Source organism: Winogradskyella litorisediminis, assembly GCF_042675765.1.
Lineage (GTDB): Bacteria > Bacteroidota > Bacteroidia > Flavobacteriales > Flavobacteriaceae > Winogradskyella > Winogradskyella litorisediminis.
On the sequence record NZ_JBHTJL010000009.1, the window covers coordinates 1,321,863 to 1,335,250 of the forward strand.

General features: G+C 34.0%; 10 protein-coding genes. 9 read left to right on the forward strand and 1 reads right to left on the reverse strand.

What is annotated here, in order from left to right:
• Positions 1 to 69: 69 nt before the first annotated feature.
• The 7 genes from topA (at position 70) to ACFQ1Q_RS08325 (ending at position 9,738) form a co-directional block, all read left to right on the forward strand.
• Positions 70 to 2,598, forward strand: a complete 2,529-nt coding sequence (gene topA / locus ACFQ1Q_RS08295; RefSeq protein WP_386129832.1) for a type I DNA topoisomerase — start codon at positions 70 to 72, stop codon at positions 2,596 to 2,598.
• A 6-nt stretch (positions 2,599 to 2,604) separates the two neighbouring features.
• Positions 2,605 to 3,771 (forward strand): formimidoylglutamase, encoded by a 1,167-nt coding sequence (locus ACFQ1Q_RS08300; protein ID WP_386129834.1) that lies wholly within the window; start codon positions 2,605 to 2,607, stop codon positions 3,769 to 3,771.
• Positions 3,772 to 3,936: 165 nt separating this feature from the next.
• A complete protein-coding gene (porK, locus tag ACFQ1Q_RS08305) occupies positions 3,937 to 5,280 on the forward strand; it encodes a type IX secretion system lipoprotein PorK/GldK (protein WP_449361589.1) in 1,344 nt (447 codons plus the stop codon).
• Between the two features lie 94 nt (positions 5,281 to 5,374).
• On the forward strand, positions 5,375 to 6,004 hold the full coding sequence (gene porL / locus ACFQ1Q_RS08310; RefSeq protein ID WP_386129838.1) for a type IX secretion system motor protein PorL/GldL: 630 nt from the start codon (positions 5,375 to 5,377) through the stop codon (positions 6,002 to 6,004).
• Between the two features lie 47 nt (positions 6,005 to 6,051).
• The gene (porM, locus tag ACFQ1Q_RS08315) at positions 6,052 to 7,620 is read left to right on the forward strand and encodes a type IX secretion system motor protein PorM/GldM (protein WP_386129840.1); all 1,569 of its coding nucleotides are present in this window, start codon (positions 6,052 to 6,054) and stop codon (positions 7,618 to 7,620) included.
• Positions 7,621 to 7,678: 58 nt separating this feature from the next.
• Positions 7,679 to 8,578 (forward strand): type IX secretion system ring subunit PorN/GldN, encoded by a 900-nt coding sequence (gene porN / locus ACFQ1Q_RS08320; protein WP_386129842.1) that lies wholly within the window; start codon positions 7,679 to 7,681, stop codon positions 8,576 to 8,578.
• 116 nt (positions 8,579 to 8,694) lie between these two features.
• On the forward strand, positions 8,695 to 9,738 hold the full coding sequence (locus ACFQ1Q_RS08325) for an NAD(P)/FAD-dependent oxidoreductase (RefSeq protein ID WP_386129844.1): 1,044 nt from the start codon (positions 8,695 to 8,697) through the stop codon (positions 9,736 to 9,738).
• A gap of 2 nt (positions 9,739 to 9,740) precedes the next feature.
• Here the strand turns inward: ACFQ1Q_RS08325 and ACFQ1Q_RS08330 are convergent, their stop codons facing one another.
• The gene (locus tag ACFQ1Q_RS08330; protein ID WP_386129846.1) at positions 9,741 to 10,142 is read right to left on the reverse strand and encodes a DUF983 domain-containing protein; all 402 of its coding nucleotides are present in this window, start codon (positions 10,140 to 10,142) and stop codon (positions 9,741 to 9,743) included.
• Between the two features lie 112 nt (positions 10,143 to 10,254).
• Here ACFQ1Q_RS08330 and ACFQ1Q_RS08335 point away from each other — a divergent pair, with 112 nt between their 5' ends.
• A complete protein-coding gene (locus ACFQ1Q_RS08335) occupies positions 10,255 to 12,168 on the forward strand; it encodes an ABC-F family ATP-binding cassette domain-containing protein (RefSeq protein WP_386129848.1) in 1,914 nt (637 codons plus the stop codon).
• Positions 12,169 to 12,245: 77 nt separating this feature from the next.
• Entirely contained in the window at positions 12,246 to 13,388 is a 1,143-nt protein-coding gene (locus tag ACFQ1Q_RS08340; protein WP_386129850.1) for an efflux RND transporter periplasmic adaptor subunit, read from the forward strand.

Consider the following 13,388-nt stretch of genomic DNA (forward strand, 5'->3'; position numbering starts at 1 on the left):
CGAATTTAAAGCAAATTAGGATTGTGAATTTTTTTTCATATACCTTTGCGCCACCTAAAAAAACGAATAATGCCGAAGAATTTAGTCATAGTTGAGTCGCCTGCAAAGGCAAAAACCATAGAAAAATTTCTAGGAAAAGACTATAAAGTTGAATCTAGTTTTGGACACATTGCCGATTTGCCGTCGAAGGAACTTGGTGTTGATGTAGAAGGTGATTTTATGCCGAAATATCAAGTGTCTAAAGACAAAAAGGACGTCGTCAAAAAACTTAAAGACTTAGCAAAAAAGGCAGATATAGTTTGGTTAGCGAGTGATGAGGACCGAGAAGGAGAAGCAATTGCTTGGCATTTAGCGGAGACTTTAGATTTGGATATCGAAAAAACAAAACGAATTGTTTTTCACGAGATTACAAAATCAGCAATTAATAAAGCAATTGAAAATCCAAGAAAAATAGACTACAACTTAGTAGACGCACAACAAGCAAGACGTGTATTAGATAGAATTGTAGGTTACGAGCTATCACCTGTTTTGTGGCGAAAAGTAAAAGGCGGTTTGTCTGCCGGTAGAGTACAATCCGTTTCGGTAAGATTAATAGTTGAGCGTGAGCGCGATATTCAAAATTTTGAAATAGATGCGTCTTATAGAATAGATGCAGAATTTAGTACAAAAGATGGTTCTTCATTTAAAGCAAAACTGCCTAAGAATTTTAATTCAGAAAAAGAAGCGCACGACTTTTTAAAGAAAAATATTGCTGCAGATTATGAAGTTGCAGACTTGCAAAAAAAGCCTGCAAAAAAATCCCCAGCGCCACCATTTACGACATCAACATTACAGCAAGAGGCATCACGTAAATTAGGTTTTTCGGTTAGTCGAACGATGAGTAATGCGCAACGTTTGTACGAATCTGGTTTTATCACTTACATGAGAACTGATAGTGTTAATCTTTCTGATGAAGCAAAAAAAGGTGCTCAAAACGAAATTATTGAAGCTTATGGGAAAGAGTTTAGTAAGCCTCGAAATTATAAAGGAAAATCTAAAGGTGCTCAAGAAGCTCACGAAGCGATACGACCAACAAATTTTGCAAGTCATACCGTAAATGCTGAGCGTGACCAAGCGAGATTATATGATTTAATCTGGAAACGTGCTATTGCTTCGCAAATGAGCGAAGCCCAATTGGAACGTACCAATTTAAAGATTCAAATTAATGCCGAAAAACCAGTAAAAGAACAGTTTTCTGCCAATGGTGAAATCATTACGTTTGAAGGATTTTTAAAAGTATATCTCGAAGGAACAGATGACGAAGATGTTGAGCAAGAAGGAATTTTACCAGATTTAAAAGTCGGTGAAGTTTTAGATAACAAATATATAACTGCAACAGAGCGTTTCACACGTCCGCCATCGCGCTTTACAGAAGCCTCTTTGGTTAAAAAGCTAGAAGAGTTGGGTATTGGTCGTCCGTCGACGTACGCGCCAACAATCTCAACCATTCAGAATAGAAATTATATAGAAAAAGGAACTAACGAAGGAGACGAGCGTAAATACAAACAGCTTGTTTTTGAGGATGGTAGTATTAAGGAGAACCAATTATCTGAAATTACAGGATCTAATAAAGGAAAATTAGTACCAACTGATATTGGGATTATTGTAACAGATTTCTTAGTCAATCATTTTGAAAGCATATTAGATTACAACTTTACTGCAAAAGTTGAAGAAAGTTTTGATGACATCGCTGAAGGAAAAGAAGATTGGCGTGCCATGATGAAGGATTTTTACAAAGGTTTTCATCCACAAGTTGAAGATGTTAAAGAAAACGCAGAGCGAGAATCTGGAGAGCGTATTCTAGGTGTTGACCCAGAAACAGGCCGACAAGTCAGTGTGCGTTTGGGTAAATTTGGTCCTATGGTACAAATGGGAACAGTTGACGACGAGGAAAAGCCAAAATTTGCAAGTTTAGCACCAGACCAACAGCTGGGTTCTATTACTTATGAAGAAGCAATGGATTTGTTTAAACTTCCGAAGGCACTGGGACATTATAAGGAAGAAGAAGTTGAAGTAAATATTGGTCGTTTTGGACCATACGTTCGTTTTGGTAAAAAGTTTGTCTCTCTCCCAAAAGGTGTTGACCCATTAAGTGTAGATTACGATGAAGCTGTAGAATATATTAAAGAGAAAGAAAAAGCCGATGCACCAATCTATACATATAAAGGATTAGATGTACAAAAAGGCAAAGGACGTTTTGGGCCATTTATAAAATGGAACGATATGTTTATTAATGTGAATAAAAAATACGATTGGGATAATTTGTCTGATAGTGATATTGAAGAATTGATAGAGGATAAAATTCAGAAAGAAAAAGATAAAATTATTCATAATTGGGAAGAAGAAGGTATTCGTGTTGAAAAAGCCAGATGGAAACGACATAACGTAATCAAAGGAAAACAAAAGGTTGAGCTTCCAAAAACTAAAGACGTTTCTAAAATGACTTTAGAAGAAGCAAAAGCAATTTTAGAAAAAGCAGCACCAAAGAAAAAAGCAAAAAAGAAACCAGCTGCTAAAAAGAAAACAACAACTAAGAAAAAAACCACAGCTAAAAAGTAAGCATCAATGAATTTTAATTTTTTATCTCCAGTTTCAGATTCAGTTTTAGCTCATTGCGAATTATTATCTCAGCAAACCATAGGTAGAAAAGTAAAAATTCATTCAAGTCAGTATGGCATTCCAGACCTAGATGATGTAAAACTTGCCATTATCGGTGTCAAAGAAAACAGAAACGATGTTAATTATATCGGTTCTGAACTTAATTTTGATATCATAAGAACTACACTTTATAGTTTGTTCCCAGGAAATTGGAGCACTACGCTTGCAGATTTAGGAGATATTGAGCCAGGTGAAACTGTAGAAGATAGCTATTTTGCATTACGTACAGCTATAGAAGTTTTAGTAGAAAAGAAAATCATTCCAATCATTTTAGGCGGAAGCCAAGATTTAACTTATGCTAATTATCGGGCTTATGATAATTTACAGCCGATGGTTAATATTGTCAATGTTGACACTAATTTCGATTTAGGTGATTCATCATTGCCTATAAAAAATAACAGTTACTTCGGCAAAATTATTCTCGAAGAGCCTTACAATCTTTTTAATTACTCAACCATTGGTTATCAAACCTATTTTAATTCTCAAGAAGAAATAGATTTGATGGAACGTTTGTATTTTGAAGCTTACCGTTTGGGTGAAGTGTCAAAAAACATCCATGCTGTAGAACCAGCAATGCGAGATGCTCATATTGTCACTGTAGATTTAAAATCAGTTAGAGCCGCTGAAGTAGGTGAGCGCTTGAAGTTTACACCAAATGGATTAGATGGTAAAGAAATATGTGCTATAACTCGTTATGCAGGTATTAGTAATAAAGTGTCATCATTTGGTATTTATGAATACCATTATGAAAAGAAAGACACTATTACAGCAATGCTAGTTGCTCAGATGATATGGTATTTTATTGAAGGCGTTAATTGTCGAGTTAAAGATGACGATTTTATAGATTCTAACAACTATCAAAAATATAACGTACTCATAGAAGATGAGGAGCTTATTTTCTTCAAAAGCGTTAAAACTGGACGCTGGTGGATAGAAATTCCTTTTTTAACAGACCTTAACAATAAACTCAAAAAGCATACGTTATTACCATGCGCTCACGAGGATTACGAGGCTGCAACACAAGGTAAAATACCCGAAAGATGGTATAAAGCCTACAGGAAGAACAACTTTTAAAATTTACACTTCGTCGATACTTAGTTTAAATTTTATCGATGAAATGCAATTTTATAAGGATGAAATGCAAAAAAAAATGAAAAAAAGTTGTTTTTTCCGATTAATTGAAATATGTTTACCAACTCAAAATTTAAGGACAACAATTTAACCTATAGTTTTATGAAAATTAACAAGCTTATTTTACTAATTACAGTTCTAGCTTTTATGGTTAGCTGTAACTCTGGTGACCGCGGACAGGTAGTCGGTGTAAAAGGTAAAAGATGGCACCCCGAAAAGCCTTACGGAATGACTTTAATTCCTGGAGGCGCATTTATTATGGGTAAGTCAGACGATGATTTGGCTGGCGTACAAGATGCACCTACTAAAACAGTTACGGTAAGAGCATTCTATATGGATGAAACCGAAATCACAAACAGCGAGTACAGACAGTTTGTTGAGGATGTTAGAAATAACATCATCAGAGAAAAATTGGCTGAAATGGCAGATTTAGAAGGTAAAGTTCCTGGTGAAGGTGATATTGGTGAATTTGCATATCAAGATGCAGATACGGCAAACCTTAATCCTTATCAAAAGTATATGATTAATACTTATGGTAATGAGCAAAGACAATTAAATTTAGATATCGATTTATATTTAGATACAGAAGATTATCCAGATGAATTGTATTCAGAAGTGATGGATGGTATGTATTTGCCATTAGAAGAATCTTATAATGGTCAGCGCACATGGGATGTGTCTCAATTTGTATTCAAATACTCAAAAATGGATATTGAAGCTGCAGCGAAAGACCGTTCTTTAAAGCGTTCTGATGTTATTGAGCAAAAAGAAGTTCAAATTTATCCAGATACAACCGTATGGATTCGTGATTTTGCGTACTCATATAATGAACCAATGCACAACGATTACTTTTGGCACGACGCTTATGGTGATTATCCAGTAGTTGGTGTTTCTTGGGAGCAGGCAAAAGCGTTCTGCCAGTGGAGAACATTATACCATAACAAGTATCAAAAAACTAAAAAAAGACAACCAGTAAATGTATATCGTTTACCTAATGAAGCTGAGTGGGAATACGCTGCTAGAGGCGGGTTACAAGGTGCAACATTTCCATGGGGAAATAATTACACATTAAACGATAGAGGTTGTTTTATGGCAAACTTTAAACCTTTACGGGGAGATTATGCTGCTGACCAAGCTTTATATACAGTTGAAGCTGATGCTTACGAGCCAAACGATTTCAATCTATATAATATGGCTGGTAACGTATCTGAATGGGTAAATAGTTCATACTCTATTTCCTCATATGAATTTATGTCAAGTATTAACCCAAGTGTTAATGACCAAAACAACCAAAGAAAAGTGGTTCGTGGTGGCTCTTGGAAAGATGTTGCCTATTATTTGCAAGTAAGCTCAAGAGACTACGAATATGCTGACTCAGCAAGAAGCTACATTGGTTTTAGAACTGTACAAGATTATATGGGTACAGAAGTTACCAATAACGCAAGAAAATAAAACTACTATTTAAACTAAACTATAAACTATAAACTAAAACAAAACTAACGAGCAAGGTCTTGCTTGGACTTTACTCAAATTTAAAACTAAAATTATGGCACAGAAGAAACTTTCATCGATGAATATGGTCTACGGAATTGGAGCAGCAATTGTAATTATTGGAGCTTTATTTAAAATTCAACACTGGCCTTACGGTTCTTTGATTTTAACAATCGGTATGATTGTAGAAGCAATCGTATTTACAATTTCAGCATTTGAAAAACAAGGAGACGATTTAGATTGGTCATTGGTATATCCAGAATTAGCTGGTGGTACAGCTTCAACTAAAAAATTAAAAGAAGAGCCTAAAGATGCAGAAGGCATGTTGTCTAAGAAGTTAGATAATTTATTAAAAGATGCAAAAATTGATGGGGAATTAATGGCAAGTTTAGGCGATAGCATCAAAAACTTTGAAGGTGCTGCAAAAAGCTTAAATCCAACTGTAGATTCTATGGCTGCACAAAAGAAATATAGCGAAGAAATGTCTCTTGCTGCTGCACAGATGGAATCATTAAATAGTTTGTATAAAATCCAAATGGAAAGTGCAAACAGACAAGCAGCTATCAACGAGGAAGCTGTCGAAAATGCTGCAAAACTTAAAGAACAAATGCAATCTTTAGCATCTAATTTATCATCATTAAATGGTGTATATGGCGGTATGTTATCTGCAATGAACAAAAACTAATTAGTTTATTTCAATTAATAACTATTAACTAAAAAAACTAATTAAACATGGCAGGAGGAAAATTATCTGCAAGGCAGAAAATGATTAACTTAATGTACCTCGTTTTTATTGCAATGATTGCAATGACGATGTCCAAAGAAGTATTATCCGCATTTGGATTGATGAATAAAAAGTTTGTAAGAGCTAATGAGTTAGCAACTTCATCTAACGAAGGTATATTATCTCAATTAGAAACACAGGCTGATGAAAAACCAGAGCAGTTTGCTTTAGCAAACGAAAAAGCAACACAAATAAGCGTTATTTCTGATGAATTTTACAAATTTATAGAAGAAGTAAAGCGTAAAGATGTTGTACTTAATGGTGGTTACGAACTCGAAGATGGAGAACTTCCATACGAAGAGATGGATAAAGGTGACCAGCTTGACGAACTTTGGTTTACTGGAGACAGATTAACAAAAAGAGGTGCAGAAATCGTATCTCGAATTGAAAAATACAAATCAGATATCAAAGATGTAATTCCTAACGAAGGTAAATGGTTACCAGTAATAGAAAGTATCAATGATAGATTTAGCACAGAAAAGGTTGAAAACAACGACGGTAAAAAAATTGATTGGTTAAACTATCATTATCAAGGTTTCCCTGCAATTGCATCTTACACTAAGCTAACAGCTATGCAAAACGATATTAAGGCAACAGAAACTAACATCTATAATGGTTTCTTAGGTAACTTAGTTAGTGATGCAACGTCCCTTAAAAACTATAAAGCAATAGTATTAGCTGATAAGTCAGCATTCTTTGCTGGTGAAAAATTTCAAGGACGCGTTGTTTTAGGAAGATATTCTACTGTAACTCCAACAAAATTGGTAGTTAACGGTCAAGAAGTAGATTTAACTAAAGCAATTGATTCTAGTGGAGCAGCAACTTTAGATTTTAATGTAGGAAATGTAGGGGAACAAGAAATTGAAGGTGAGTTTACTTTCTTAGAAGATGGCAAGCCACTTAATATCCCTATTGAAGGAAACTATGTCGTTGTACCAAAGCCAAACTCTGCAACAATTTCAGCAGACAAAATGAATGTTGTTTACCGTGGTGTTGTTAACCCAATGACTATTTCTTTTGCTGGAGTTTCTGATAATAAAGTAGTTGCTAATGCAGCTGGTTTAAAAAGAGTTTCAAACGGAAAGTATGAAATGAGACCACAAGGCGGTCGTGAAGTAACAATTAACGTTACTGGTACATTAGACGATGGTTCAAAAGTTTCAGATAAAAAGACTTTTAGAATTAAAGATTTACCAAAGCCAATTGGTGCGTTTAACGGACAAGTTGGTAATGCAAAATTACCTCGTAACAATGTAGAAATAGGAAAAATATCAGCTGATTTTGGTGACGATTTCGATTTTAAATTACCATTAGATGTTGTTTCATTTACTATGAAAGTACCTGGTAAACCATCTGTTAACTGTACTGGTAATAGATTAAACTCAGCTGCTAAAACGGCATTACGTTCAGCAAGAAGAGGTGATATTGTTCAGTTTATTAATATTAAAGCTAAAGCTTCAGGAAGTTCTATCAAAATTAAAACGGTAACTCCAGTTGTTATAGAATTAGCAAACTAAAATAATTTGATGCTAAATACGTTTTGCTTATAGCCTCAAACAATTAAAACAAACGAAAATGAAATTAAAGCAATTATTATTAACCACATTAGGAGTTCTGACTTTCTCAGGCGCGTTTGCTCAAGCAAACATCCTCAATGCTAAAATTCCAGAGGAAATTGGCCTTAAAACTGATGACCAGTTGCTTATGGACAATGATGAGCCTTTAGAATATGGTTATGTAGATGACAGAGATCGTTTATTTTCTAAAATGACTTGGGAAAAAGTGGTTTTAGATGAGCGTGTTAACTTTCCGTTATATTATCCTGTAGATACTAACAATATTGGTGCAGACCGTCGTTCTTTATTTCATACGTTATGGGGCGCTGTAAAATCTGGAGATATTCCGAGAGTTTATGCAGATTCTTATTTTTCGCAAGAGCGTACGTTTGAGGAGTTACAGCAATCAATGCAAAAAATTGACACATTAGATGTTGGTTTTGACCAATTTAATGCTGATGGCTACGTAGACCCAGAATATATTATCCGTAGAGATATTGAAGCTTATGATATCAAAGCTTATTTAATCAAAGGATTATGGTATTTTGATAAACGTCAAGGCGAATTAAAGTATCGTTTATTAGCTATCGGACCTGCAGCACCAGATGTTAATTTTATCGACTCTGATGATGAGGCAAACAAAGAACCTGTTCCTCTATTTTGGGTGTTTTACCCTGAAGCTAGAGGTATTTTGCACGAAGCTAAAGCCTTTAATGACAAAAATAGCGCGATGCCAATTTCCTTTGATCACATCTTAAATTCAAGACGATTTAATGGATATATGTACAAAGAGGAAAACGTTTATGGAGATCGTGAGGTTAAAGATTACGTCAAGGACAATGCTTTAATGCAACTTATGGAATCTCAACGTATCAAAGATAAAATTAGAAACTTTGAACAAGACATGTGGAATTACTAATTTCGCATTATAGATAATTGAACGCTCACTTTATAAGTGAGCGTTTTTTTTTAATTTTTAAATAAAAATTATGTCTGGTTGAGCGCTATCGAGACCTATTTTTATATTTTCGTCATATGAAAAACGTAGATTACATCGTTATTGGTTGCGGCTTAGCAGGCATTGCGTTTTGCGAAGTTTTGAAAGCTAATCATAAATCTTTTGTAGTTTTTGATGACAATTCTCAACAATCATCTAAAGTCGCTGTTGGTTTATATAATCCAGTTGTTTTAAAACGTTTTTCGGCCGTTTGGAAGGCTAAAGAGCAATTAGACATAGCTTTGCCTAATTATAAACAAATTGAGGCCCATTTAAATACTAAAATCGATTTTCCTCATTCTATTCACAGAAGACTTAATTCTATTGAAGAACAAAATAAATGGTTCACCGCTTCAGATAAGCCAAATCTTGAACCATTTATGTCAGCAAACTTAAAAAAGAATACTAACAAATTTATTGATGCACCTTTTGGTTTTGGTGAAGTTCTCAACGCTGGTCGCGTAGACACGGACCATTTAATTTCTGTTTACAAAGATGATTTAAGACAAAATGATTGTTTGATAGAAACATCTTTTCAGTATGATGCATTACAGTTTTTAGATGAAAATATCATATATAAAGAAATTCAATCAAAACATATCATATTTGCTGAAGGTTTCGGTGTAAAACAAAACCCTTTTTTTCAAGATATTCCATTAAATGGAACAAAGGGCGAGGTGCTTACCATAAAAGCACCTAATTTAAAATTAGATGAAGCTGTAAAATCTTCAGTTTTTATTATTCCTATAGGCAAGGATTTATACCGTGTCGGCGCCACTTATGAGAGAACCGACAAAACAAATGATCCAACCAAGGAAGCCAAGGAAGAACTGCTTCAAAAATTAAAAACGTTTATCAAGTGCGATTTTGAAGTGGTTGACCATCGCGCAGGTATTAGACCAACTGTTAAAGATAGACGGCCAATAATTGGAAGACATTCAGATTACAAAAATGTTTATATTTTAAATGGTTTAGGAAGTCGTGGAGTCATGATTGCGCCCTATGTTTCTCAAAAACTTTTTAGTCTAATAGAGAACAATCAGCCGATAGACAAAGAAATTGATGTCGACCGGTTTACCTAGAATTACTCACTTTTTTCAGCATTTTTTCGGGCCAATTCCTTATCGTAGCTCATAAATAAATTAATCCAAATATTTCGAGAAACTCTCATGATAATTGGCATAAATCCTACAAGTACAGCCACAATTGCAACAAATGCAGTGACTAAAGAGCTTTCAAAAATAATATTCGAAATTACAAAAGCCGCAACGGCAAAAGCTACGCCAACACCATAACTTACGTACATTGAGCCATAAAAAAATGAAGGCTCCATAGCATATTTTGTATTGCATTTAGAGCAACGCTCATGCATCGTTAATGTGTCTGTTATTTTATAAGGATTTTTCTCTACATACATTGATTCGCCATGACATTTTGGGCAAACACCTGTAATAATACTATAAATTTTATTTCCTTTTCCAAACATAGACTAAAAGCTTACTTTTGCGTTTTTTAAAACCTAAACAAAGATAATTGATTTATCGCTCTGGTTTTGTAACAAATGTAACATTTGTTTTATGTTATTATAATTGTACGCTATGCTTAATATTCATAATCTTTCTATTTCTTTTCAAGGCGAATACCTTTTTGAAGACATCACCTTTAAACTTGGAAACGGCGACCGCATTGGACTTATTGGTAAAAATGGTGCAGGTAAATCTACCATGCTTAGAATATTATCAAAAGAACAAGAAGCAGATACTGGGCAAATTGCAGCCGATAAAGATTTAAAGATTGGTTTTTTAAAACAAGATATCGATTTTGATTTTGGAAAGACAGTTTTAGAAGAATCTTACGAAGCTTTCAAAGAAATAAAAAGTTGCGAAAAACAACTTGAAGAAATTAATATTCAGTTAGCCGAACGTACCGATTATGAGAGTGAATCTTACAATCAGTTAATGATAGATTTAAACGACATTCAGCATCAATATGAAATTTTAGGAGGATACAATTATCAGGGCGAAACCGAAAAAATTCTTCAAGGTCTAGGTTTTAAACGTAAGGATTTTAATAAACTCACAGATACATTTTCTGGTGGCTGGCGTATGAGAATTGAGCTCGCAAAACTTTTACTTCAAAATAACGATTTATTATTACTCGATGAGCCAACAAACCACTTAGATATTGAGTCAATAATTTGGTTAGAAAATTTTCTTAAAAGCTATGCAGGTGCTGTAGTAATCGTATCTCACGATAAAATGTTTTTAGATAATGTAACCAACCGAACTATTGAGATTTCTCTTGGTCGTATATATGATTACAATAAGCCTTATACTCAGTTTTTAGAGTTGCGTAATGAAATTAAAGAGCAACAATTAGCCACGCAGAAAAACCAAGAAAAACAAATTCAGCAAACCGAAAAACTTATAGAAAAATTCCGAGCCAAAGCCTCTAAAGCAACGATGGCGCAATCGCTTATAAAAAAATTAGAGCGTATGGATAGGATTGAGGTTGATGAGGAAGATAATGCAGTAATGACCTTAAGTTTTCCAGTCTCAATAACACCTGGTAAAGTTGTTGTAGAAGTCGAAAACGTTTCAAAACATTATGGTAATTTACAAGTGTTACATAATGTGAGCATGTCTATTCCGCGAGATACAAAAACAGCATTTGTTGGTCAAAACGGACAAGGTAAATCGACTTTAGCGAAGATTATTGTTGGCGAATTAGATTATAAAGGCCAATTGACTATTGGGCACAATGTGCAAATCGGTTATTTTGCTCAAAATCAAGCCGAATATTTAGACGGCAGCAAAACCGTTTTAGATACCATGATTGATGCTGCGAATGAAACCAATCGTTCAAAGGTTAGAGATATTTTGGGGTCATTTTTATTTCGTGGCGAGGAAGTTGACAAATATGTTCGTGTACTTTCTGGAGGCGAACGCAACCGTTTGGCGTTGGCCAAACTTTTATTGCAGCCGTTGAATGTTCTCATAATGGATGAGCCAACAAATCACTTAGATATTAAATCGAAAAACGTTTTAAAAGACGCCTTGAAAAAATTTGAAGGAACTCTGATTTTGGTGTCACACGATAGAGATTTTCTTCAAGGATTAACGCAAACAATCTATGAGTTTAAAGACCAAAAAGTAAAACAATATTTAGGTGATATTGATTTTTATTTAGAGCAGCGAAATCTTCAAAATCTTCGTGAGGCAGAAAAAAGAACCGTGGTAGCAAAAGCTGAAAAAGCTACAGATAATAAGCAAAGCTACGAAGACCAGAAAAAAGCAAAATCGTTAAATAATAAGTTAAGTAATATCGAATCTAAAATTAATTCTTTAGAGAAGCAGATTAAGGAAGACGATTTGCAACTCGCTACAAATTACGACGAAACTGCTGCAAAACCTGAGTTTTTTGATAATTATCAAAACAAAAAGAAAAAATTAGAGCAGTTAATGACAGATTGGGAAACCGTGCAAGAAGCCATTGACCAACTTAATGCGTAACAATTAAGATTATTTTAACGGCACTAGTTTTGGTAATAGGTAAATTTGCATTTTAAACTAACCATCTTTTATATCTAATGAGAAAATTTGCCTTATTTGCAATAGGTGTTGTTATAATTATAGCTGCATTATTAGGCGCGTATTTAATTATAAAAAGTAATACTAAGGTTAAGCCAGAAGTTACTAAAGTTGTAAAAACAATTTTTGTTGATACTGTAAAAAATAAAACCGTCCCAATAACTATTCCTGCAAACGGAACCTTAGTTGCAAAAAATAGATTAGAACTTTTTGCGGAGGTTCAAGGCGTATTTCAAAATAGTTCAAATGTATTTAAGCCTGGACAAAAATTTGGAAAAGGGCAACTTTTACTTGGCATAAACTCGAGTGAATACTATGCATCGGTTCAATCCGCAAAAAGTGAATTGTACAATCTCATTACTTCAATAATGCCAGATTTAAGGCTTGACTATCCGGAGACGTTTCCTTCATGGAATAATTACCTTAAAAATTTTAAAATCGATAAAAGTATTGCTCCATTACCAGAATCTACAAATGAAAAAGCTAATTATTTTATAACTGGTCGTGGTATTTATTCTGCTTACTATAATGTTAAAAATTTAGAACAAAGACTTTCCAAGTATAGAATTTACGCACCATACAGCGGTATTTTAACTGAAGCTTTAGTTACAAAAGGAACATTAGTGAGACCTGGACAAAAATTAGGTGAATTTATTGATACCTCTGTTTACGAATTAGAATTATCTATTAGTAAAAATTTCAGCGATTTATTAAAAATAGGTGAAAACGTAAAATTAAGTTCTCAGAATAACCAACGAGACTTTACGGGAAAAGTATCAAGAATAAACGGAAAAATCGACCAAAATACCCAAACAGTAACCGTTTTTGTTGAGGTTAAGGCTGATAATTTAAAAGAAGGGATGTTTCTTGAGGCACAGCTTAATGCAAAAGATATAGAAAATGCTTACAGAATTTCTAGAAAACTATTAATAGATCAATCCGAAATCTTTATTGTTAGAGATAGTGTCTTAGATATTATGACTGTTAATCCAGTACATTTTTCTTCAAAATCTGTAGTTGTAAAGGGTATCCCTGATAATACCGTAATTCTTTCTCGTTCTGTTCCTGGCGCTTATGCTGGCATGTTGGTAAAGGTAAACCAAGAATCAAAGTTAGATAACAATAATCCAACCGAAGACTAA